Source organism: Chryseobacterium sp. TQ-BC-N36 (assembly GCF_058382295.1).
On sequence record NZ_CM178175.1, the window covers coordinates 1,468,763 to 1,490,864 of the forward strand.

The window sequence follows — 22,102 nt, forward strand, 5'->3', positions numbered from 1 at the left end:
ATGATTGGGGTTTTCTTTTGTTTTTATTTGATCTGTTTTAGTTTCTTAAGCTTTGCTGTTTATATAAAAAAACACTATTTCTTTTCATACCGCAAAACTTCCAGCCTCTCACTTCCAGCCAGAATATACTTCCCCTTACATTTTCCGGATTCACCTTTTGATTTGTCCGGTTGACCCTTTTTTATATTCTTTTGCCCTCACAGAGTATCTACTTTTGAATCAAATTAAAAGATATGATACTAAAAAACTTAATCACAGTAATCGCTTTCACGGCACTGTTATTTGCCACTTCAGCATTTATTCATCAAAATAAAGAACAGAAGACAACACAGCATACAACATCTGAAACCAATGGTTTTGCTGTTCTGGAGCTCTTTACTTCAGAAGGATGTTCAAGCTGCCCTCCGGCTGATGAGCTGATGGGAAAGATTGAAAAAGAATATCATGGAGAACCGGTTTATCTTCTCTCCTACCACGTTGATTACTGGAACCGTCTGGGATGGAAAGACCGATTCAGTACTGTTGAAAATTCGCAGCGACAGCAGCAGTACAGCCGTATTTTGAATTCGCAGGTGTATACTCCTCAACTGGTAGTGAACGGAAAAAGAGAGTTTGTAGGTTCTGATGAAAATAGCATTAAAAACGCCATTCAGGAGGGCCTTTTTAATGCTGAAAAAAACAATGTAGAGTTATCTGCAAACGTTTCTCAGGATAAAATTAATATCCAGTATAAAACATCCACCTCTGATCCTAAGAGTACTCTGCTCGTTAACCTGATTGAAAAACATTCCTCCACCCAGGTAGGTAAAGGAGAAAATGAAGGACGTCACCTGCATCACTGGCAGATTGTTCACCAACAAAACCAGGTTTCATTGGGCAAACAGCAAGAGGGGACAACAACATTCAGGCTTCCTGAGGGTTTCTCACCTGAAAACTGGGAAGTCATAGCCTTCATTCAGAATGTAAAAACCGGAGAAATCTCAGGATCTGCAAAAACAGCTTTCAAATAATTTATACCTAATAACAACTAAAATATACAACAATGAAAACAAAAACAACAAAAATCATCTACTGGGCCGGAGCTCTTTTTATGTCATTATGGTTTGGAACCAGCGGTTTCTTTGAACTGACAAAAAATCCAGTGGTCTGGGACATCACACGACAGCTAGGCTACCCTCCTCATTTTATCTATATACTGGGTGTTTTTAAAATTTCAGGAGTTCTTGTTCTTCTGCTTCCCAACAGATTATTGAGACTGAAAGAATGGGTATTTGCAGGCATGTTCTTTGATATCCTCTTTGCTTTCTTTTCAAAAATCGCGGTACTTGGTTTTTCATCTACTGTGGATGCAATAGTGGCCTTTTCTGTACTTACAATAACGTATCTGATGTTCAGAAAACTGTATTCTCCTGAGCTGGTATTTGGAGAAGCATAATTTAAATTTTTCTTATGTTCAAAACAGCACCTCCCGTTACCCGGGAGATGCTGTTGTATTATACCATTAAAATTTTGCTCAATAAGTTTTGGCTGAAGCCGGATGGATGAATACTGTTCCTGAAAGCGGACTAAAGTCCGCTGCTATTGATTGAACTATCGGGTATAATTAACAATCCGTTTATATTAACCACCCCGTCAAAAATTCTTTGAATTTTTGCCACCCCTCCAAAAGAGGGGAATGCTGGGCACCTATTCACTGATTAAGGGACAACAACCCCATATCCTTAATTTCTACCGCTATCACCTGCTACCTGTTACCTATCATCTGCCTCTGTTATCTAACTCATAAAACTCTCCGGGAACCATTCAAATCCTGCAGTCTTTTCCTTTGTGAAGCCCAGCCCCGGCCATGGCAAGTGGTAAGCAAACGCTCTGATTTTGGTATCTGCCATTTGCTTCAGCAGTTTTTTTCTTGATGCAATCGCGATATCCAGATCGGTGTCTCCGAAATATCCCCATTCAGGATGTGGAAAAAGAACCACATCAGAATGAATCAGATCTGCAATATAGATCAGCTTTTCATTTCCTGAGGAAATCGTTGTAACTGTTAGGCCTGGCGTATGACCGGGTGCCAGCTGAAAGCTAAAATGACTATATAACGGATTATTGAGATCATAAAACTTCAGTTTGGGCTGAATCGTTTTCAGGATATTCCGGACAACAGGGATAAACTGATTAATGAATTCAGGATGTTCTTTCACAACGCTGTTGCTGAAGTCTTTGATAGAAGCCTGCATCCAGAAGTCATGTTCTTTTTTAGCGATGAAAATATCTGCGTTAGGAAAAATAAGCTGATTCTTTTTGTCTACAACTCCCCCAATATGATCAGGATGGGCATGGGAAATAAAAACGTCAGTAATATCTTTGGGAGTAAAACCAGCTTTTTCAAGACTTTTTAACAGAAATCCGGTTCTTTCATCCGCAAAAATACCCATTCCGGTATCGAATAAGATGAGCTTATTTTTTGTTTTAACCAATAGAATATTCATTGCCATATCAATATAATTCTCCGGCCTGAAATTATCCTTAAGGATTGATTTCAGTTCAGAAACGGTGCCTCTTGGCGCAAATAAATTCAGGTTTTCTTCATGGATATATCCGTCTGTAAGAACAAATAGTTCAAGCTCACCGAGCTTCAGTTTTTTAAACCCGGAAAGATCATCTCCGGTTTTTTCAGGAGTTGTTTTCTGTTCTGCCATCAAACCTGAAAAAGGAATCATACTTAATGTTCCTGCCAATAATCCGTTCTTTAATAATTCTCTTCTGTTCATAGTTGGGTTCTTTTCATTTTAATATAAAAGCAAAAAACTGAGTTCCTTTCATTGTAAGAAACTCAGTTTTTATATCAATAGGCTTTTAGTTGTTCACCAGTTTCATTGACCCTTCATTATATCTTTCGCCTACGTTAGGATATTTTTTAAGGATGGCATCAATGGTATCCAGATCCGATTGGGAAAGTTCTATACTGACCGCAGCAATATTTTCTTCCAGATATTTGATCCGTTTGGTTCCCGGAATCGGGATGATATCATCTCCCTGGTTCAGCACCCAGGCTAATGCAAGCTGAGTTCCTTTTACTCCTTTGGAAGCCGCAAACTCATTGATTTCGTTAGCCAGCTTAGTGTTATTTTCAAGATATTCCTGCTGATAACGCGGTAATGATTTTCTGAAATCGTCGTCACCAAGATTCTGTGCATCATAGATATTGGTAAAAAGCCCTCTTGCCAGCGGTGAATAAGGCACTAAAGAAATTCCCAGTTCTCTGATGGTCGGCAGAATTTCTTTTTCAACGTCTTTGGTTAAAATAGAATATTCTGACTGTAAAGCTGCAATTGGGTGAATTTTATTTGCCTTTCTGATAGATTCTGCAGAAGCTTCTGATAATCCCAGGTATTTCACTTTTCCTGCTTTTACCAGTTCAGCCATTGCCCCTACTGTTTCTTCTACCGGAACATTTGGATCTATTCTGTGAGCATAATACAGGTCAATTGTATCAATTTTTAATCTTTGAAGGCTTAAATCCACAGCCTGTCTGATCCATTCCGGAGAGCCATCAAAATAAGTTCCCGGAGCTCCGCTGTGACTGGCTGTACCATCTTTAAACCTGAATCCGAATTTGGTAGCAATAAAAATCTTATCCCTGTTCGGAACCAAAACCTTAGAGATCAGTTTTTCATTTTCTCCAGCGGCATACATATCTGCTGTATCCCAAAAGTTAACTCCCAAATCCAATGCTCTGTGTAAGGTATTGATGCTTTCCTGCTCATCTGCATGACCGTATGCAAAACTCATCCCCATACATCCTAACCCGATTGCTGATAACTGTTCTTCTGTGTTTCCTAATTTTTTAAATTTCATGATAGGTATGATTTAATTTTACAAGACAAAATTAGAACATGGAGCGATCAACTGCTGTATAGAATTCAAACTAAGAATTATAAAATTCAAACAGGGTTTGTTCTTAAAGCATTTGGAGTAATTCCGGTCTGCTTTTTAAAATAGTTGGTAAAATAAGCAGGTTCTTCAAAGCCCAGGCCGTAAGCGATTTCAGAAATGTTCCAATCTGTATGAGTCAGCAAAGCATGGGCTTCCTGAATAATCTTTGCGGTGATCTGCTGGCTGGTTGTCTTTCCTGTAATCTCCTTTACGGAACGGTTTAAAGAATTCACATGAATCGAAAGGTTCTGGGCATAGTCGTTGGGCGTTTTTAATTTTAAACATGCCGCAGGACTGTCAATCGGGAATTGTCTTTCCAGTAATTCCATAAATAAGGCAGCTACTCTTTGCGAGGCATTCTGATAAGGTTCAAAACTTTCTGCCGGCTGCATTCTGATGGTTTCATGGATCATCAGATGCAGATATGCCCTCAGCATATCATACTTATGAATATAATCAGACTGAATTTCAGTCATCATTTTTGTATAAATATCAGAAAGTATCTTCTGCTGTTCTTCATCAACAAAGAAAACCGGAGTTCCTCCAATCTTAAAAAGCGGAGAATCCTGAAGATTTCCCATACGGCTTCCGTTATGCAGAAACTGATCTGTAAACAGGCAGAACCAGCCTTTCTGATTGGCATCCTCAGCTTCCCAGGAATAAGGAATGTTAGGATTTGAAAACAATAACGCGGGGCGGTCCACTTTAATCCATTTATCTGCATAATGGAGCTTTCCCTTCCCTATGATCAGTGAAACCTTATAGTAATATCTCCTGCTGTAAGGGGTCAACAGTGAGCAGTGCTCCCGTGAAAATACATTGAAGTGCCCCATCTTATTGATTCCAATACATGGATACCCCAGGTTGGGAGCATTTCTTTCATAAAAATCTTTGAGTGATTCGTGTGATTCCATACCTCAAAGTTATAAAATTCAAACAAATTAAAATAATACCTGAAATGTAAAAAATAAAAAGGCTGACAAAGATGCCAGCCATGTAAGTGAATATAATTGATAATAGTTAATCCCAATCATCGTCGTGGCCATGACCACGGTGTTTGTTCTGTTTTTTATAGTATTTTTCCTGGTTTTTGTAATACTTTTCCTGTTCCTTACGGTATTTTTTATAATCGTTTTTATTTCTTCCGTAAATAATGACAGGGTTTTGTCCTCTATAGTATTTCTTTTTAAAGATGATATATTTTTCTCTACCCAGAATCCTTTCCAGCTCCGAATAACGGTCATTTCTCCATCTTCCCGGCTCTACTACATAGACTCTGTTCCATGAATCATAATCACGATATCTGTCATTTAAGACATAGATCTGATTGGCCTGTGTTGTTGACAGTACCAGATCAGTAATCACTCTTTGCCAGTTGATATCTGAAATACTCCTTCTGTAGTCATTATAATAATCTGACTGGGCATAACTTAAACTAAATGTCCCAACCAATAATGCTGTTAATATTAATTTTTTCATTTCACTCCACTTTAAAATTAAACATATTGGGATAGTCAATTAAAGTGCCAATGCTTCAATACAAATGCTAATATTTGTTAAGAAAAACTATAAACAACTGATTATCTTTGATATATTTCTTTGTTTTTTTTTCGAATTTTCAGCCATTACCTGCTTTTGATTCATTATTGGAAAACAACTATAAAATTTATATTTTAAGTTTTGGCTGAAGCCAATGGACGGATACTTTATGGTTAGATGGCCCCCTATTGAATAGAGATATTTAAAAGGAACATCTTTTATCTTTTATCTTTTATCTTTTATCTTTTATCTTTTATCTTTTATCTTTTATCTTTTATCTTTTATCTTTTTATCTTTTATGTTATAAAATTCGTTAAGATTCCCAAAAACTATTATCTGATATCATTTAATTTCGTAATTTTAATGAAGAGAATGTTTTTTTTAGAAATATTCTTCAATTATTAATCAACCAAATCTTAGTTATTATGGAAAATATAAAGTTTCAGGTATCTCCATATCAGGATGAATTGCAGCTGCTTATTGATGATAAGAAAGCAGGTTATATGTCCATAGAGGTTGACGGAAGGCTGCTTATCGTCTATTATACGAAACTTGACGAAGAACGTGAGGGGAAAGGCTACGCCAAACTATTACTGGATGAGCTGGTACGCTATGCAGAAGAAAAAGATTTGCTTGTAGACCCGGAATGTGATTTTGTAAGACAACAGTTTGAGAATCATCCTGCAAGATATAAAGAAATCTGGCATGCCTGATCAGTTTTCCCACCAGGTGGTAAACTGCTGTTCTGAATGATTCAGATCTACTACTTCGCCGATCATTGGAGTGAGGATATTCAGTTTGTTTTCTTTTCCTAGAGCTGATATTTTTTGTAAAGGTTCATTCCATGGATGAAGTGCCAGTGCAAATTTTGCTGCATGAACAGGAATGATACGTTCTGCCCTGAGGTCCATACCAGCCTGGATAACATCTTCCGGCAATGTATGGATATACCTCCATGCTTCTCCATATTGCCCGTTCTCAAGAATAGCATAATCAAAAGGGCCATACTGCTCACCTATTGTTTTAAAGTGACTATCGTAACCACTGTCTCCTCCCAGGAAGATTTTCTTTGTAGACGTGACCAGAACATAGGAGCACCAAAGCGTATCATTCTGCTTTATTCTCCTGCCGGAAAAGTGCCTTGCCGGAGTAAAAATAATTTTCATATCATTTCTCAGACTCACTTCTGTTCCCCATTCTTCTTCAATAAGCTTATTTTCAGCATATCCCCATCTTTCCAAATGGGCTCCCACTCCCAAAGGAATAATAGCCATTCCTGTCCTGTCTTTAATGGATGTTACAGTTGGATAATCCAAATGATCAAAATGGTCATGGGTTATTACAAGATAATCCAGGTCGGGAATATCTTCAGGTTTAAAGATATCTGATCCTTTAAATGCTTTATTAAAATATTTAAAAGGAGAACCATACAGACTTAAAACAGGATCAATTAAAAAAGAGACTCCATCAGTCTGTAAATAATACGATGAATGCCCAAGCCATATCAATACGTCCTGATTTTTATCTATACTTTTTAAATCGGTATGAAGAGACGGAATTGCTTTCAGAGGTTTCAGCAGCGGATCTTTTTTACCTAAAAAAAAATCGTAGGTCACTTTCGATATTTTGTACCCTTCAGTAATGGAAGGTGTGTGGCTGGTATTCTGGAACTGATTATTTTTATAGAGCTTTGACTGCCTGATACGCTTCAGCCTCTTCCCTTTTGGCACTCCGCCAAATGCCCTCATATTGATCACTATAAAAAAAGTAACAGTAAGAACAACTACACTCGTAATAATCCAATAAATCATCTGTAAAAAATAAATATCAAATGTATTGACTTTTGATTTTAAATGAAAATTTATCCTGTTTTACCTTATTTTTTTAACTAAATTTATCATGTATTTTGGAAATTTTATTATTCATTTAAATCCTGATTAATTTTAAACTTTCTATTTTAGCAGATTGAAAAAACTCAAATACATTGAAAAATTATTCGGTAATATTGCTACTTGCTATTCTTTCGTCCTGTGCTTCCATAAGAAAGCATAACGAACAGCGGGCTTCATGTATTACACCGGAGCAACTTAAAGAAGATGTGGATTTTGCCTATTCCAAATTACAGCAAATGCATCCTCAATTATATTGGTACATTCCCAAGAAGGAATTGGAACATAAGTTTGACAGTCTTAAGCAGACCATTACTGAACCGCTTACTCCTCTTCAGTTTTATTTTAAACTTCAACCCGTCATTGCAGGCATTCGTGAAGGTCATCTGTCTCTCAGAATTCCAAGAAAAAAATTTACAAAAAAAGAAATTAAAAGACTGGAACACCAGAAAGGAATGTTCAGCCGTTTCGAGTATTATATCACGGGCGATCGGATGTATATCGTTCAGAACAGGGATTCTATTGAACATATTCATCCCGGGACCGAAATTTTATCGATCAATCATGTTCCTGTATCCGATTATATAAAGAAATACAGAAGCCTGATCAGCAGTGATGGCGACAACACGACCTTCTATCCCTACTTTTTAAAGGATCTGTTCTTCAATTTTTATACTGCAGAAAACGGTTTTGGAAGCAAAGCCGTTCTTGAAACCCTCTATCGGGGAAAAAAAAGAACGTATATCATAACCCGGGAGACAAAATCCGAATCTGACCTTGAAAAGGATAAGGCAATGGAGAAAAAGACCCAGGAAAAGAAACTGAACGATTATGTAGCTTCCAGCAATTCTTATAACAGGAGCTTCAAATTTCTTGATAAAGACAGTACTATTGCTTATATAAAAGTAAAAAGCTTCTCCAGAGATTTTTCGGATAAGTTTTATAAAAAAACTTTTGCCAGGATCAGCAATGCAGGGTCTCCTTACCTCATCATTGATGTCCGGAATAATTACGGCGGTTCACTCTATGAAATTAACAATCTGTATTCATATCTTACAGATGAACCGTTTACCCTGATCAAACCTTCGCAGGTGACCGCAAGAGATATTCCCCTGCGTACCAATTATTTCAGAAAAAGTAATGCTCTGGAATATGCATTGAAAAGTATTGCCTATCCAAGTTATTTTCTTGCACAGGCCTTCAGTACTTATAAAAAAGACGGGAAAGTTTTCTATAAAATGAAAGCTGACAAGCCTACAAAACCTAAAAAAGAAGCCTTTCACGGAAAAGTTTTTGTACTGATCAACGGTGGAAGTTTCTCCGCCTCATCTATTATTACGGCCAAACTTAAGAATGATAAAAGAGCAACTCTTGTGGGAGAAGAAACCGGGGGAGCCAATGACGGAACAGTAGCCGGTTTTTACTCGTATCAGAAACTTCCCAATTCTGAAATAAAATTTCCTATCGGATTGCTTCTGGTGCAGCCTAATATCAATTTTTCAGATTCACGGAAAGGGGTCGTTCCCGATGTGACCGTGACAGAAAGCATGCAGGATATTATTGATAAAAAGGATCCTCAGCTGGACTGGATAAAAAACGAAATTGCAAAGGAAAAGAAAAATAAAGGGCAATAATGAAAAAGACTTCGGCGGGCTTTCAGCCCGCCGAAGTCTTATCTTTTTAATTCCTCCAACAGATTTTCAATATGCTGCATGTATCTTCCATAATAACGGTGAAACCAGAATTGTCCGGCAAAATACAGTAAAAATAATCCACCAATCACAGAAGCGATTAAAATAACCGCAATCTTCAGCTCACTCAAAGGTTTTGGCCAGGGAATGAATTCCAGGACAATTAGGATCTCACAGACCAGAAACGGTGCAAAACTGATATAGTATGAGAGATAATACTGTTTGTTAAGATTCAGCTGCATGACCAGATCTTTCAGGGAGTCATAGGTTTTCGGTGCAGGATTACTGATTTCATTATACAATTTAAAGAATTTACTGAAAAAGAAAACGGTAACAATAAGCATGGAAGCAATTAAAACCGTTATATACAGCTGAAGTTTAAATGGCCTGCATACAGAACATACCAGAAAAGCAAAAACGAAGATTCCTATCATCCACCAGAATTCCACACGCATGTTTTTGCGTATTTTTTCAAGGGGAAGATTCAGTTTATTTCTCTGCTCTATAGTTATTTCAGGAGTTTCCTCCACAATATCTTCGTTCCAGGTATTTTTCAATTCATCGATATTCATTGGATTGTTAATTTTAAGGTTTGTTGATTTTTATTTGGCTTAAGATATCTTTAAGTTTATTTTTGGCCCTATTCATTTTCACTCTTGCATTACCTTCGGAAATTCCCATCTGGTCTGCAATCTGCTTTCCTGAAAAATCTTCCAGATAGTAGAATATAAAGGCTTTATCAATAGGATTGAGCTGATGAATAGCCTTATACATTTCTGTCAGACGCTCTTCTTTACGGTAATCATAATCTTCCTGAACAATGATTTGATTAGAAAAATCTTCACGGGCTATAAAGCTTCTTCTTTTTTCTGTTTTAAGGAAAATAATAGCAGTATTTAAAGAAATTCTATACAGCCATGTTGAAAACTCACTTTCCCCTCTGAAATCAGGAAATGCTTTCCAGAGCTGATAGGTAATCTCCTGAAAAAGATCATCACGGTCATCTTTTTCAGTCATGTACATTTTGGAAATCTTAAACAGGATTCCTTTATGCTGTTCAATTTTACGTATAAACTCTTGTTCTAATGAGGTCATAGCTTGTTACTCTATAGAGTTAGTTTTCGTTTAAAAAAAATGTTACAGTTTTTTTAAAAGGAATAAAAAGACCTGACGGAAAATACGGTCAGGTCTCATTATTTCTTTAAGTTTTACTGAAATATCAATCTTATTTAAAATCCATAAAGTCATCTTTTTCAAGATAATGATTGAGGGCATTGATAAGCTGAGAAGAAGTAACCTCTGCATGCTGTCTGAAAGTAAGATCCACCACATCCTGAATATTCTCATCAGAACACATATAATTCAGCTTATTATGATATACAAAATCAGGTAAAATTTCATTATCATTCTCACCAATATCCAAAGGATCTCCGATAAAAACCTTCATTTCAGGTTCAAACCTGTCTTTTGAAGAATAGACTGCATAGTTGTATTCAGGGTCATAAAATTCCTTCCTGTCTTGTTTATGCTTCACAAGTTCCAGAAATTCTTCTATAGGATACATCTGATTTTTAATTTCATCCATTTTATATTTTTTAACAGCTCAACGTTCTAAAGATAGAAAATTTATAAACCAACAGTTTCTAATTCAGTTTATTTAAAGCATTCTGCAATGATCCGATATCTAGTAAATCAAGCTTTGCCCCTACTATGATGATGATCAAAAGAACAAGCGTCAAAAATAAAATGATAAAAATATACATCGATACAAACCATATAACAGTATTCAGAATGTTTCCTTTAATTCCCATCTTATTTATGAAAAACTTCTGTGAGCGCTCAAACCATGACTTTTTCTTTTCCTGTTTCAGATTTATTTCAATTCCGTTAAGTTCATCTACCAAGCGGACTACATCATCAATATATCTTCCGTACATATAATAAATCCAGTATTTGATAATAAAAGCGATTAAAAATAGGGTAATCAGAAGACTGACCCCGAAGATTGCCAGATTATATTCCCTGTCAAAGTGAAAGTTAATTTTGATCAGAGACAAAAGGAATCCAAGAGGAATATAAGCTATATAATAGGAAATATAAATTTCTTTTGAGATGAGAAGCTGGGTTTTAAGGTTGAACAGGTCATAATTGGTATTGATACTGTTTTTCCTGAGCAGCTTATACAGTTTCAGAAAACGGGAATAAAAATAGATAATAATAGCAACCGTCAGAATAGTGACAAATGCTGATATGGTTTTAATATTAGAATCATCGGAGGCAAACGGGAAGCCTGTTAAAAGTAAAGGCAGCGTTACAATCATCAGCCAGAATTCTGTCTGCATATTCACTTTCAGCATCTGCAGCGGAGAATGTATTTCCCTCTTCTTTTCCAGGGAAATTTCAGGGGATTCCTGTCCTGTATCTTTATTCCAAAGTTCTTTAAAATTTTCTAAGTCCATAGTGTTATTGTTTAATAGGAACCTGAATTTTGGCTGGTAATAATCTCTTTAAGTTTTTCTTTTGCCCTCTTCAGCTTTACCCGGGTATTTACTTCGGTAATTCCCAACTGTACTGCAATATCTTTTCCTGAAAAACCTTCTAAAAAGAAAAATATAAGGGCTTTATCAATGGGGCTCAACTGATGGATGGCTTCATACATTCTCTTCATATTTACATCATCCGTATCATTATAAGGTTCCTGCCGGACACTCAGCCTATCGATGTCCTGATTCTGTATAAAACTACGTTTTTTTTCACTTCGCAGAAAAACAATTGCAGTATTAAGCGCAGTTCTGTACAGCCATGTAGAGAAATCACTTCGGTTTTGAAAATCACCGTATGATTTCCAGGCCTGATAGATGATCTCCTGATAGAGGTCATTCTGATCGTCCTTATTATCCATATACATTTTAGAGATCTTGAAAACCACTCCTTTATGTTTTTCAATCTTTTCTAAAAATTCTTTTTCCGGTGAAGACATGATTTACACACTGATCCATAGATGATATTTCTAAAAAACATCATCTTATTATAACACAAAACTTTAATTTCCGGCATTAAGTTAAAAAAATCCTCAATAAACCACTTTGTTTATTGAGGATTTTTATTTTATGTTAAATACAATATCGGTACGATCAGAAAATATAATCTGTACTTAAAAAGTTGGAATCATGTTCTCTTACAATAGTATTCAGCAATTCTTTGTTGGATTCCGTCAGTTTTGCAGCTACCAAAGATCTGATAGAGAATGAACGCAGGGCATCAAAAACTGAAAGTGTTCCCTCCGCACTGTCCTTTCTTCCGGTAAAAGGGAAGACATCCGGACCTCTTTGTGCCTGACAGTTGATATTGACACGGCTAACAAGATTTACAAACGGATCGATCAGTCTTGCCACTTCCTGAGGATCTTCACTGAAAATGCTCACCTGCATCCCGTGTGAAGCATTCACCTGATATTCTATAGGCTCTTCTATATCTTCAAACGGAACAACAGGAATCACGGGGCCAAACTGTTCTTCATGATACAGCTTCATACTACTGTTCACAGGATATACTACCGCAGGGAAAACAAAAGATTCATCTGTATACCCTCCATCTTTATTCAGAACTGCAGCTCCTTTCTGTAGGGCATCATCAATACATTCTTTTAAATAAGGAGGTTTATTGACTTCCGGAAGCGGTGTTACTTTCACATCTTTCTCCCATGGAAGCCCCGGTTTCAAAGCAGAAACAGCCGCACTCAGCTTTTCAGTAAACTCCAGAGCCACTTCTTTCTGAACAAATATAAGCTTGAGCGCTGTGCAACGCTGTCCGTTGAAAGAAAGAGAGCCTAAAATACATTCGCTTACCGCTACATCCAGGTTTGCATTTTTGGTAACAATGGCTGCATTCTTCGCATCCAGACTTAAAATGGCTCTTAAACGGTTTACCTTAGGATGCAGTTTTTTCAGCCCATTCGCTACTTTACTAGAGCCGATGAAAGCAAGGACATTCACTTTTCCGCTTTCCATGATCGGGGTAATGATTTCTGAGCCTTTTCCATATAAAGTATTCACTGTTCCCTTCGGAAATGCTTCTTTGAAGGCTTCTAACAATGGATAGTGAGCCAATACACCATGTTTCGGAAGCTTGAAAAGAATGGTATTCCCCATAATCAGGGCAGGAATCAATGTGGTAAAAATTTCATTCAGAGGATAATTGAACGGCCCCATACTTAAAACGACTCCAAGCGGTGCTCTTCTGATCTGCGCAATGGTTCCCTCCGCCTGTTGAAAACGGGAAGATTCTCTATCCAGATCTTTCAGGGCATCAATGGTTTGATTGATATAATCTACGGTACGGTCAAATTCTTTCGTAGAATCGGCCAGTGTTTTCCCGATTTCCCACATCAGCAGCTTAATGATCAGATCTCTTTGCTGAATCATCAGGTACACGAATTTCTGCATACACTTGATTCGTCCTTCCACAGACATGGTGGGCCATTCACCAAGACCGTTATCATACGCTTTTACACAGGCTTCAAGAACTTCCATAGCTTCATCCGGGCCAATATTCGGGATGCTTCCCAGAAGCTTCCTTTCTAATCCGTTTTCTGTAGGAATGCATACAGGTGAATAGATTTCAGTGACATCGCCGTTCCACTCTACCAGTTCGCCATTCAAAAGATAAGTTCTTTGGTGAATCACCGGAACTTTATATTCTTCAGGGATTTCGTTTTCACTTTTAAAAATGTGATGAAATGATGCTGTATTTTCTGAACTCATAAATCTTTCTATTTTTTTATATGATAAGATTCTCCTTCTTCCGGAGAATTAATAATATAAAGGTAGAGGTAAATTGTTTTGAAAAAAATATTCTGACAATAGATTTGATCTATTTGAATTAAAATTAATCTCAGATCCTGAAAAAAGAATAATTTAGCATAAAAATTAAATTTCATGTTTTCAAAATTAGTTTTCAGTACACTCTTATTCTGTTCTGCAGTGGGCTTTGCTCAAAAATCTAAAGCGATCAATACAGTTTTAATGGGAGGAAAGGAGGTCCATACCTATGCCAAATTGCCGGCACTGAATAAGCCTGCTCCTAAATTTACCCTAACAGATGTCAATATGAATGATCAGACCCTGGATTCCTACAAAGGCAGATATGTTATCCTGAATATCTTTCCAAGTGTAGATACCGGAGTGTGTTCTGCATCTGTACATCATTTCAATGAAGAGGCAGGAAATCTTCCTAATACGGTAGTACTTTGTATTTCAAAAGATCTGCCTTTTGCCCAGAAAAGATTCTGTGGTGCCGAAGGAATCAAAAATGTAGTAATGCTTTCCGATTTCCGTTCCGATTTCGGATGGAATTATGGTGTAGAACTTGTAGATTCCGCCATGAAAGGACTTCTGAGCAGAGCGGTTGTTGTGATAGATCCTTCAGGAAAGATCATTTATGAAGAACAGGTACCTGATATTTCCCAGGAACCGAATTATGAAGCGGCGATTGCCGCTGTAAAATAATAAATCATATTAAACCATTAAGAAAAATTAAAGAGTTAAGAATATTAATGTAAAGATTGATATTCTTAATGGCTTAAAAAATAAAACTCAGCGAATTGCTGAGTTTTTTCTGTATCATAGTTGGATCAACGCTAAGGCGCAAAATGATATTTAAAAAGACTGCTGTAAGGCGCAGGGATTTTATCTCTGATAAAATTGATAATCTTTCATTTTTAATAAGGAGAAGAAATTTTAATCTCCATCTCCTCCAATAGAATTAAATTCTTTTGTTGAATAGTGCAGGAACAGTAATGTAAGCAAGTCATCAACAGAATCATCCACTTCCACATGGAAAATGGGTTCTTTAAACCATCTTTTTTCTTCCTGTATCTCGATCAATACTTTTCCTTTTTCTATCAGCTGCCGGGTCTTTTTTAATGTAAAATAATAGATCCGAACTCCCTGCCCCGACTTAATAATTCTTTCTTTTGCCAGATCAGTAAAGTAAACTACTGTATTTGCATCAAAAAGTTCTATATCATTCTTTAGAAATCCCACATTCTTCATATTGTATTTTTTCGAGTTTAAAACGATATATTCCTCATATTGAAACAATTTCCTGGTCTCCGTTATCCTTCCGATTTCATGCTGGGTCTCCGATATCAAAACCATGTCTTTTTTTTGATAGTGCGCAGTATATTTTTTCAACGATTTTATTTTTTACTTTCAATCAAAATCACACCATATTTGCCTTTGTCTCCGTACAATTTAGTGGCTCCTTCACCGGAAAACACTTTCACGCTTTTCACCTTCTCTCCGTTTATTTTTTTCATTTTCGCTTCGGATATCTTTTTATTATCTAACAGGATCAATGGTTGTGTAGACTCAATCTCCTCATCAGTAGGCATCCCCAGCCACATGGTTTTATTTAAAGTGTTATTGATGACTTCTACGCCCTGGAAGCCTTTTTTAAAATCTACTTTTTTTACCTCTTCATCTTTTAATTCCTGTGCTTTGGCTGTGGTTACCACCCCGCTTGCAGCCAACAGTCCTAAAGCAAATTTACTGGCTAATGAAAATTTTAAATCTCGACCTAACTGATGATCTGTAAATCTTCCACAAACCTTTTTATCAGACTTAAAACTCATTAAAAGCCCTTCATCTGAATAGTTTGTAAAATCTGTTACTGTTTTAGAACAAACAGAACAAAATTTTCCTTTCTGATCTCTTGTCATTTCTTCCCAGTTTTCATGGCAGGGGTTGGATATGGTGAGTTTCATAGTTATTTATTTTTATCCTCTAAGATAGATTAATAATAGGAACATTTGAATATATAGCATCACTTGTATTTACTATTTATTCTTTTTTACTTTTCTTTTTAGTAGTAATTACGATTACTCCATCTTTTGCTTTCTCTCCATACTTTGCAGAGGCAGAAGCGCCCTTCAGGATATTCATTGTTTTGATAAGATTAGGATTCAGCGCTTTTACTTTTTCATAATCACTTATTTTTCCATTCACTACATACATAGGTTTGTATATTTTTCCACTTGAGGGAGCTCCACCAATACGTATACCGTTATTATCTCCCAGAGGCTTACCCATTACTCCTGATAATTTTGAGACAATTTCTTTTTTTTCTTTTTCCTTGCTGTCTAATAAAGCGCTCGCTGGCACTACTGAAACAGAACCAAGCAATTCCCTGTCTCTCTGAGTATTGAAAACAACCTGCTGTATTTCTTCAGTCTTTAGGGTATCACAGATTTTATTTTGCTGTGCATTCACACTTACAATTCCTCCCGTTGTCAGGATGGCTCCCACCGCAAATTTTACAAAAAGAGTATTGATATAAGAATAATGCAACTCCCGGTTGAGCTGTGATGGATTAAAATTTCCACAGATCTCGTCCGAAGCTTTGGAAAACACATCAATAATATCATCATCCGGAACTTTCCTGAAGTCTCGTACCGTTTTGGAACAAACAGCACAGAATCTTCCTTTTTCATCTGGTGACATCGTATTCCAGTTTTCATGACAAGGTTTGGGTATCGTAATTTTCATAGTAAGCTTTTACTATAAAGATGCTGGAATGATAAAAAAGGTTGGAATGAATTTTTAGGTATTAATATTTATAAATATCAACTAACTCAATACCAGCAGGAATATGAAGAGAATCCAATTTTCTTTTGAAATCAGTTCTGTTTAGATTACCCAATACATAATTTTTGTGTGTATTCAGAATCCAGAAATCTTTTATACTCTCATCCGGAATCTCATAGGTATCTAAACTATCATTAGGATTTCGTCTCTTTAATCCTTGCCTTTCAGCAACAATAAATTCATTATATACATTTATATTGATAATCTTCGAGGGGATGATAGAAGCTTCACTGTTCCATCCATCATCAGGGGCTGCAAATATTTCGTGAGCTGAATTTCTGTAAAGTGTATAACCTCCCGTTAAATTTTTAGAGAAATCCTGTACTCCCGGTCCGAAAGCAAATAAACTTCCCGGATTTTGAAAAAACCAGATTACTGGTATTACCAGAATGAGTCCAAAAAAGACCAAGAGAGTCTTTATATATTTATTCATAGATAAGACATGTTATTTAAACAATGAGAATATTTTCTTTCTGAACTTAAAAAATAAGATCAATGATAAAGCAAAAAACGAAAGGCCTATCCGATTGTTTTCTACTGATTCCTTCATATTATGTGAGATCTGTTTTCCATTTTTTGCCAACGTTTGAGAAGACAACTTCAATCTTTCATCTAAAATAGAATTTTCAAAACCATATTCTATAGCCTGTAGATAGCTTTTCTCAGCATCATATTTTTGATTTATCAATAAAGCAATATTTCCAAGATCAAATAAAAGCTGTGCTACGATCGTGTTCTTTGGTTTTACAAAAGTCATTCTCTCATTCAATTGGTAATAGATCTGCATTTTAAGCAATTGAAGATCATCTTTACTTAATGTAGATTGAGGAGTTTTCTCATTCCCAAAATCTTTTCCAATGAGATCGATGGATGAAACAGATATTACACCTCTGATTTTAGCCTTTAAAATATTAATATGAATCCATTCAGATTTTAAATGAGAATGAGGTTCTATTTTTAGTGCAGTTTCAATCCATTTCAATGCTTCTTTATTATTTCCTGTTAACTCATAAGCTGTCCCTATATTGGATGCTGTGGAATATCTGCCAGGCTCTAAAGATTCGATCTTCTTGTAAAGATCAATGGCTTCCTGATATCTTCCTAAAAGGATTAAAATGTATCCTTCGTCCGATAGATAATCAATCTCCTTTGTCTTATTATATCCTTTTTTAAGTTTCAACAAAAACTCTTCTAACTCTTCTTTACTGCCGATCTGATGTCCATAGGGAACTTCACCATCAAAATCAACATATAGTAACTCCTGATTGGCTAAAACCATTTGTTCTCCATTCAGACATGCTAAAACAGGTATTGAAAATAAAGTTCCGAAAAGTAAGCTGAAAAGGTATTTTCTCATATTGTGTATAACAGTTTCTTAATTTTTATTGAATTTTAAAAATAAAAAAACTTTACTAATTTTAAATAGATCCTTTAATTTCATGTGGAAATACACAACGTTTGCCATTCAGATCGAAAGAGAATAAAACGTGGAATCTAAATTTTTCAAATAAAAGCCCAGGTTCCTCCAGCATGACAATAAAGAGGCAAAAACTATCTGCCAGAAAACGGGCTAAAGCCCGTTTCTATTGATGTGATTCTACCAGCACTTCTCCATCTTTCAAAACCATATACTCCTGTCCCACTTCCTTTGAAACATTTTTCAAATCCTGATCATCAAATACCTGAGGAACGTAATGTTTCTCATGGGCAAACATTCCATAATGGATGGGTATAAGCTTCCTCGCATGCAGAAGATGAGCTGCTGCAAAGGCTTCTTTCAGATTAAGCGATGCAGGAATGGGACTGTATTCCAATCCGATGATCTCAAAGTTGACCACCACTCCGTTGACGGGTAAGAAAGCAAGATCTATATTGGGGTTTTCTTTTCCAAGCTTCCAGAACTGGTTGTGCCAGATGGTATCTCCGCCATGAAAGATCTTGGTTTCTCCATCATCCACAATCCAGGAAGACTGTATTTCTCCCAAACCATCCATCGCAAACACAGGCTTGAAAGTGATATTGTTTTCTGTGAAGGTTTCATCAAGATCAAGAACAATCATCTCCACTTCATCTAAAATTTTTCTTACCACTGCTTCAAGCCCTTTATAAACTATCAGTTTTCCATCCTTCTTTAAACACTTTCGGATCACTCCTTTATCAAAATGATCAAGATGCATATGGGTAAACAGGATATAATCTGTCTCTACATGATCTGAAAACGCTATAAGATTTTCCACGGCATCCCCTAGGACGGGTTTATAATAGGAGTAATCTTCTACAGCATCTATTAAGATGGTTTTGTGATGCGATGTAAGTTTGATCCCTGCCCAGTTTAATTTTTGTATTTCCATATTCTTTTTTCAGCAAAGGAAGAAACTTACGGAAGGCAAGACAATAAACAAAAGATAATTAATTAATGAATGAATGAACATCCTGAAAGATAAAACGCGATGTACGCAAAGAATATATAATGATGGCTATTTTTTCGATCGCAAGGGCATTTCATTCAGCTAAAAATATACTGTTGCTGAGCGACAGCGACTTTGCGAACGTAAAAATAAAGTGAAAGATCTTTGTGAGCGTGGCGTTAAAAATAACACTAATGAATACGCTTCCTGATTCGGCTTAAAGAGATAGGCGTAATGCCAATATAAGAGGCCAGATATTTCAGAGGAATATTCTGAATATAATGAGGTTTATTCTTCAGCAGGTATTCGTAGAGGTCCTGTGGTGTATTTTTCAGTAAAAGCATTTCCCTTTTCATGGCCGCATTCAGTTTTCTGCTGAGGTAATAATTCTGTACAAAACGACAGTGCGGATTTACAGCAAATAGATTTTTCACTTCATCCAAAGTGATTTCCCAGGCCAGTCCGCTACTGATAGATTCGTAAACGACATCTGAGGCTTTTTCTTCAACGGTAAAAATATCCCCGGGAAAGTAAAATTCTGCACAGATTTCAGTATCAATATCCGATGTGCTGTTGATGTAGTATTTCCGGACAAGCCCATCTTCAAGAAGATAGGCTTTGCGGTCCGGAAATATGATTTTTTTTGGAAATTCAACCTCAGCAAACTTCTCCCATACAGGATCAACATCCTCTACGTTCAGGTGTGAAAACAGTCTTTTGTTGATTATTGCCAATGTTGAATTTTATGTGTTACAATAAATTTTCGTCTACAAGATTCGGAAGAGTTACCTTCAGATTCGGTTCTGCTTCCATAGCTCTTTTAATAGCGAAAATAGCGCCTTCATTTCTTGCCCAGCTTCTTCTTGAGATCCCGTTGTTTACGTCCCAGAAAAGCATAGACTTCAGTCTTCTGTCGGCATCATCGCTTCCGTCAAGAAGCATTCCGAAACCTCCGTTGATCACTTCTCCCCAACCTACACCGCCTCCATTGTGAATGGAAACCCATGTAGCTCCACGGAAACTGTCACCAATCACATTGTGAATGGCCATATCTGCAGTAAACCTTGAACCGTCATAGATATTGGAAGTCTCTCTGTAAGGAGAATCTGTTCCCGACACATCATGGTGGTCTCTACCTAATACTACAGGTCCGATTTCTCCGTTTTTAATAGCTTTATTGAAGGCTTCAGCAATTTTCATTCTTCCTTCTGCATCTGCGTAAAGAATTCTTGCCTGAGAACCTACCACCAGTTTATTTTCCTGCGCTCCTTTGATCCACTGAATATTGTCTTTCATCTGCTGCTGGATTTCTTCAGGAGAGTTTTTAATCATTTCTTCCAATACGGCACATGCAATGTCATCCGTCTTTTTCAGATCTTCGGGGTTCCCGCTGGTACATACCCAACGGAATGGCCCAAAGCCATAATCAAAACACATAGGTCCCATAATATCCTGTACATAACTCGGATATCTGAATTCTCTGCCTAATGTTGGGTTTTCTGCCATCACATCAGCCCCTGCTCTGGAAGCTTCTAGTAAGAAAGCATTTCCGTAGTCAAAGAAATAGGTTCCTTTTGCTGTATGTTTGTTGATCGCTGCAGCATGTCTTCTCAATGTTTCCTGAACTTTTTCTTTGAATAATTCAGGGTTTTCAGCCATCATAGTATTTGATTCTTCAAAAGTCTGCCCTACAGGATAGTAACCGCCAGCCCAGGGATTGTGAAGTGAAGTCTGGTCAGATCCGATGTCAATTCTCAAATCCTCCTGATCGAATTTCTCCCAAACATCAACAATATTTCCAAGGTAGGCCAGAGAAACCGTTTCCTTGTTAGCCTGTGCTTCTCTTACTCTTTTCACCAAAGCATCAAGATCCTCATGAATCTCATTCACCCACTTCTGATCATGACGGATCTTGGTAATTTTCGGATTCACTTCGGCACATACCGTTACACAGCCTGCAATATTACCCGCTTTTGGCTGCGCACCGCTCATTCCTCCTAATCCTGAGGTTACGAAAAGACCTCCTTTCGGTTCTTTTTTGATTTTTCTGAAAGCATTTAAAGCTGTAATGGTTGTCCCGTGAACAATTCCCTGCGGGCCAATATACATATAGCTTCCAGCTGTCATTTGTCCGTATTGGGTAACCCCCAATGCATTGAACTTCTCCCAATCATCCGGTTTAGAATAGTTCGGAATCATCATTCCGTTCGTAACTACTACTCTTGGAGCATCTTTATGAGAAGGGAACAATCCCATCGGATGTCCTGAATACATTACCAATGTCTGCTCATCGCTCATTTCAGACAGATATTTCATTGTCAGCAGATACTGTGCCCAGTTGGAGAATACAGCTCCGTTTCCACCATAAGTAATCAATTCGTGAGGGTGTTGTGCTACTGCATAATCCAGGTTGTTCTGAATCATCAGCATAATCGCTTTCGCCTGTTCAGATTTTCCCGGATAATCTGTGATTGGCCTTGCCTTCATTTCATAATCCGGACGGAAACGGTACATATAAATCCTACCGTAATCTTCCAGTTCCTGCTTAAATTCAGGGATGAGTTCTGTATGAAATTTAGGATCAAAATAACGTAAAGCATTCTTCAATGCCAGTTTTTTCTCTTCTTCTCCTAAAATTTCTTTACGCTTCGGAGCATGGTTGATATTGGTTTCGTATGGTTTCGGTTGTGGCAGCTGATCAGGAATCCCCTGCTGTATCTGTTCTTGAAATGTCATATTGCTATTTAAAGGTCTATGTTTTTAAACAATGTTTGAAGTTTTAAAGATATTCAAATTAGGAAATATAGGCAAGGGGAGAGAGTGAAAAGGCAAAATGGTAAAATGGCGAAATCGCTAATTTGCTATTTTGCATTCCTGAAATAACCAAAATTTCACTTTAAGTACTATATTTGAATAAATGCACCTTATTCCCCTCCGTTGGAGGGGTGGATTCCAAAGTTGATAACTTTGGAAGACGGGGTGGTTAAAAATAAACA

24 protein-coding genes are annotated in these 22,102 nt (G+C 36.9%); 5 read left to right on the plus strand and 19 right to left on the minus strand.

The annotated features are described in order from the left end of the window. Positions 1-233 precede the first annotated feature (233 nt). Positions 234-1,010 (plus strand): DUF1223 domain-containing protein, encoded by a 777-nt coding sequence (locus tag AC3FI7_RS06540; protein ID WP_343658727.1) that lies wholly within the window; start codon positions 234-236, stop codon positions 1,008-1,010. Positions 1,011-1,042: 32 nt separating this feature from the next. After that, positions 1,043-1,435: a DoxX family protein gene (locus AC3FI7_RS06545; protein ID WP_343658728.1), complete on the plus strand. Its 393-nt coding sequence runs from the start codon at positions 1,043-1,045 to the stop codon at positions 1,433-1,435. A gap of 340 nt (positions 1,436-1,775) precedes the next feature. On the opposite strand, the gene AC3FI7_RS06550 is transcribed toward AC3FI7_RS06545, so the two are convergent. From AC3FI7_RS06550 to AC3FI7_RS06565, 4 genes are all read right to left on the minus strand, one after another. Next, positions 1,776-2,768 carry an MBL fold metallo-hydrolase gene (locus tag AC3FI7_RS06550; protein ID WP_491461685.1) on the minus strand — a complete coding sequence of 331 codons (993 nt, stop codon included), beginning with the start codon at positions 2,766-2,768 and terminating at the stop codon, positions 1,776-1,778. An 85-nt stretch (positions 2,769-2,853) separates the two neighbouring features. Next, a complete protein-coding gene (locus AC3FI7_RS06555; RefSeq protein WP_142726288.1) occupies positions 2,854-3,855 on the minus strand; it encodes an aldo/keto reductase in 1,002 nt (333 codons plus the stop codon). A gap of 86 nt (positions 3,856-3,941) precedes the next feature. Next, positions 3,942-4,847: a helix-turn-helix domain-containing protein gene (locus tag AC3FI7_RS06560; RefSeq protein WP_142726289.1), complete on the minus strand. Its 906-nt coding sequence runs from the start codon at positions 4,845-4,847 to the stop codon at positions 3,942-3,944. 106 nt (positions 4,848-4,953) lie between these two features. After that, positions 4,954-5,412 carry a hypothetical protein gene (locus tag AC3FI7_RS06565; protein ID WP_142726290.1) on the minus strand — a complete coding sequence of 153 codons (459 nt, stop codon included), beginning with the start codon at positions 5,410-5,412 and terminating at the stop codon, positions 4,954-4,956. A gap of 485 nt (positions 5,413-5,897) precedes the next feature. On the opposite strand from AC3FI7_RS06565, the gene AC3FI7_RS06570 reads away from it, so the two are divergent. Next, on the plus strand, positions 5,898-6,185 hold the full coding sequence (locus AC3FI7_RS06570) for a GNAT family N-acetyltransferase (protein WP_089692521.1): 288 nt from the start codon (positions 5,898-5,900) through the stop codon (positions 6,183-6,185). On the opposite strand, the gene AC3FI7_RS06575 is transcribed toward AC3FI7_RS06570, so the two are convergent. Further along, entirely contained in the window at positions 6,186-7,283 is a 1,098-nt protein-coding gene (locus tag AC3FI7_RS06575) for an MBL fold metallo-hydrolase (protein ID WP_343658730.1), read from the minus strand. 173 nt (positions 7,284-7,456) lie between these two features. On the opposite strand from AC3FI7_RS06575, the gene AC3FI7_RS06580 reads away from it, so the two are divergent. Further along, positions 7,457-8,995 (plus strand): S41 family peptidase, encoded by a 1,539-nt coding sequence (locus AC3FI7_RS06580; RefSeq protein WP_491461686.1) that lies wholly within the window; start codon positions 7,457-7,459, stop codon positions 8,993-8,995. 38 nt (positions 8,996-9,033) lie between these two features. On the opposite strand, the gene AC3FI7_RS06585 is transcribed toward AC3FI7_RS06580, so the two are convergent. The 6 genes from AC3FI7_RS06585 to AC3FI7_RS06610 form a co-directional block, all read right to left on the minus strand. Then, complete coding sequence (locus tag AC3FI7_RS06585) at positions 9,034-9,624, minus strand: hypothetical protein (RefSeq protein ID WP_491461687.1); 591 nt, start codon at positions 9,622-9,624, stop codon at positions 9,034-9,036. 13 nt (positions 9,625-9,637) lie between these two features. Continuing rightward, entirely contained in the window at positions 9,638-10,147 is a 510-nt protein-coding gene (locus AC3FI7_RS06590) for an RNA polymerase sigma factor (protein WP_142726294.1), read from the minus strand. Positions 10,148-10,277: 130 nt separating this feature from the next. Then, positions 10,278-10,637 carry a DUF7716 domain-containing protein gene (locus tag AC3FI7_RS06595; protein WP_343658732.1) on the minus strand — a complete coding sequence of 120 codons (360 nt, stop codon included), beginning with the start codon at positions 10,635-10,637 and terminating at the stop codon, positions 10,278-10,280. Positions 10,638-10,695: 58 nt separating this feature from the next. Next, the gene (locus AC3FI7_RS06600) at positions 10,696-11,511 is read right to left on the minus strand and encodes a hypothetical protein (protein WP_491461688.1); all 816 of its coding nucleotides are present in this window, start codon (positions 11,509-11,511) and stop codon (positions 10,696-10,698) included. Between the two features lie 11 nt (positions 11,512-11,522). Then, complete coding sequence (locus tag AC3FI7_RS06605; RefSeq protein WP_291896400.1) at positions 11,523-12,032, minus strand: RNA polymerase sigma factor; 510 nt, start codon at positions 12,030-12,032, stop codon at positions 11,523-11,525. A 154-nt stretch (positions 12,033-12,186) separates the two neighbouring features. Next, entirely contained in the window at positions 12,187-13,815 is a 1,629-nt protein-coding gene (locus AC3FI7_RS06610) for an NADP-dependent glyceraldehyde-3-phosphate dehydrogenase (protein WP_343658734.1), read from the minus strand. A gap of 174 nt (positions 13,816-13,989) precedes the next feature. On the opposite strand from AC3FI7_RS06610, the gene tpx reads away from it, so the two are divergent. Beyond that, positions 13,990-14,559, plus strand: a complete 570-nt coding sequence (gene tpx / locus AC3FI7_RS06615; protein WP_343658735.1) for a thiol peroxidase — start codon at positions 13,990-13,992, stop codon at positions 14,557-14,559. A gap of 231 nt (positions 14,560-14,790) precedes the next feature. Here tpx and AC3FI7_RS06620 read toward each other — a convergent pair whose 3' ends face one another. The 8 genes from AC3FI7_RS06620 to hutU all read right to left on the minus strand — a co-directional run bounded on the left by AC3FI7_RS06620 (position 14,791) and on the right by hutU (position 21,842). After that, complete coding sequence (locus tag AC3FI7_RS06620; RefSeq protein WP_343658736.1) at positions 14,791-15,210, minus strand: hypothetical protein; 420 nt, start codon at positions 15,208-15,210, stop codon at positions 14,791-14,793. Positions 15,211-15,251: 41 nt separating this feature from the next. Beyond that, on the minus strand, positions 15,252-15,818 hold the full coding sequence (locus AC3FI7_RS06625; RefSeq protein WP_343658737.1) for a hypothetical protein: 567 nt from the start codon (positions 15,816-15,818) through the stop codon (positions 15,252-15,254). 76 nt (positions 15,819-15,894) lie between these two features. Next, positions 15,895-16,599, minus strand: a complete 705-nt coding sequence (locus AC3FI7_RS06630) for a TonB-dependent receptor plug domain-containing protein (RefSeq protein WP_343658738.1) — start codon at positions 16,597-16,599, stop codon at positions 15,895-15,897. A 61-nt stretch (positions 16,600-16,660) separates the two neighbouring features. Further along, a complete protein-coding gene (locus AC3FI7_RS06635) occupies positions 16,661-17,131 on the minus strand; it encodes a DUF3997 domain-containing protein (protein ID WP_491461689.1) in 471 nt (156 codons plus the stop codon). 12 nt (positions 17,132-17,143) lie between these two features. Next, positions 17,144-18,055, minus strand: coding sequence for a tetratricopeptide repeat protein (locus AC3FI7_RS06640; RefSeq protein WP_491461690.1), 912 nt, complete (start codon positions 18,053-18,055; stop codon positions 17,144-17,146). 226 nt (positions 18,056-18,281) lie between these two features. Beyond that, positions 18,282-19,049: an MBL fold metallo-hydrolase gene (locus tag AC3FI7_RS06645; protein ID WP_491461691.1), complete on the minus strand. Its 768-nt coding sequence runs from the start codon at positions 19,047-19,049 to the stop codon at positions 18,282-18,284. 248 nt (positions 19,050-19,297) lie between these two features. Continuing rightward, on the minus strand, positions 19,298-19,840 hold the full coding sequence (locus AC3FI7_RS06650) for a Crp/Fnr family transcriptional regulator (protein ID WP_343658742.1): 543 nt from the start codon (positions 19,838-19,840) through the stop codon (positions 19,298-19,300). A 16-nt stretch (positions 19,841-19,856) separates the two neighbouring features. Then, positions 19,857-21,842 carry a urocanate hydratase gene (hutU, locus tag AC3FI7_RS06655; protein ID WP_142726301.1) on the minus strand — a complete coding sequence of 662 codons (1,986 nt, stop codon included), beginning with the start codon at positions 21,840-21,842 and terminating at the stop codon, positions 19,857-19,859. Between the last annotated feature and the right edge of the window lie 260 nt (positions 21,843-22,102).

Excerpts from the sequence above, each read along its gene's own strand:
- AC3FI7_RS06575 (WP_343658730.1), bottom strand. The coding sequence starts at position 7,283 with ATGATTTATTGGATTATTACGAGTGTAGTTGTTCTTACTGTTACTTTT.
- AC3FI7_RS06605 (WP_291896400.1), bottom strand. The coding sequence starts at position 12,032 with ATGTCTTCACCGGAAAAAGAATTTTTAGAAAAGATTGAAAAACATAAA.
- AC3FI7_RS06600 (WP_491461688.1), bottom strand. The coding sequence starts at position 11,511 with ATGGACTTAGAAAATTTTAAAGAACTTTGGAATAAAGATACAGGACAG.
- AC3FI7_RS06645 (WP_491461691.1), bottom strand. The coding sequence starts at position 19,049 with ATGGAAATACAAAAATTAAACTGGGCAGGGATCAAACTTACATCGCAT.
- AC3FI7_RS06545 (WP_343658728.1), top strand. The coding sequence starts at position 1,043 with ATGAAAACAAAAACAACAAAAATCATCTACTGGGCCGGAGCTCTTTTT.
- AC3FI7_RS06585 (WP_491461687.1), bottom strand. The coding sequence starts at position 9,624 with ATGAATATCGATGAATTGAAAAATACCTGGAACGAAGATATTGTGGAG.
- AC3FI7_RS06540 (WP_343658727.1), top strand. The coding sequence starts at position 234 with ATGATACTAAAAAACTTAATCACAGTAATCGCTTTCACGGCACTGTTA.
- AC3FI7_RS06565 (WP_142726290.1), bottom strand. The coding sequence starts at position 5,412 with ATGAAAAAATTAATATTAACAGCATTATTGGTTGGGACATTTAGTTTA.
- hutU (WP_142726301.1), bottom strand. The coding sequence starts at position 21,842 with ATGACATTTCAAGAACAGATACAGCAGGGGATTCCTGATCAGCTGCCA.
- AC3FI7_RS06595 (WP_343658732.1), bottom strand. The coding sequence starts at position 10,637 with ATGGATGAAATTAAAAATCAGATGTATCCTATAGAAGAATTTCTGGAA.
- AC3FI7_RS06550 (WP_491461685.1), bottom strand. The coding sequence starts at position 2,768 with ATGAACAGAAGAGAATTATTAAAGAACGGATTATTGGCAGGAACATTA.
- AC3FI7_RS06630 (WP_343658738.1), bottom strand. The coding sequence starts at position 16,599 with ATGAAAATTACGATACCCAAACCTTGTCATGAAAACTGGAATACGATG.
- AC3FI7_RS06625 (WP_343658737.1), bottom strand. The coding sequence starts at position 15,818 with ATGAAACTCACCATATCCAACCCCTGCCATGAAAACTGGGAAGAAATG.
- AC3FI7_RS06555 (WP_142726288.1), bottom strand. The coding sequence starts at position 3,855 with ATGAAATTTAAAAAATTAGGAAACACAGAAGAACAGTTATCAGCAATC.
- AC3FI7_RS06570 (WP_089692521.1), top strand. The coding sequence starts at position 5,898 with ATGGAAAATATAAAGTTTCAGGTATCTCCATATCAGGATGAATTGCAG.
- AC3FI7_RS06635 (WP_491461689.1), bottom strand. The coding sequence starts at position 17,131 with ATGAATAAATATATAAAGACTCTCTTGGTCTTTTTTGGACTCATTCTG.
- AC3FI7_RS06610 (WP_343658734.1), bottom strand. The coding sequence starts at position 13,815 with ATGAGTTCAGAAAATACAGCATCATTTCATCACATTTTTAAAAGTGAA.
- AC3FI7_RS06640 (WP_491461690.1), bottom strand. The coding sequence starts at position 18,055 with ATGAGAAAATACCTTTTCAGCTTACTTTTCGGAACTTTATTTTCAATA.
- AC3FI7_RS06620 (WP_343658736.1), bottom strand. The coding sequence starts at position 15,210 with ATGGTTTTGATATCGGAGACCCAGCATGAAATCGGAAGGATAACGGAG.
- tpx (WP_343658735.1), top strand. The coding sequence starts at position 13,990 with ATGTTTTCAAAATTAGTTTTCAGTACACTCTTATTCTGTTCTGCAGTG.
- AC3FI7_RS06560 (WP_142726289.1), bottom strand. The coding sequence starts at position 4,847 with ATGGAATCACACGAATCACTCAAAGATTTTTATGAAAGAAATGCTCCC.
- AC3FI7_RS06590 (WP_142726294.1), bottom strand. The coding sequence starts at position 10,147 with ATGACCTCATTAGAACAAGAGTTTATACGTAAAATTGAACAGCATAAA.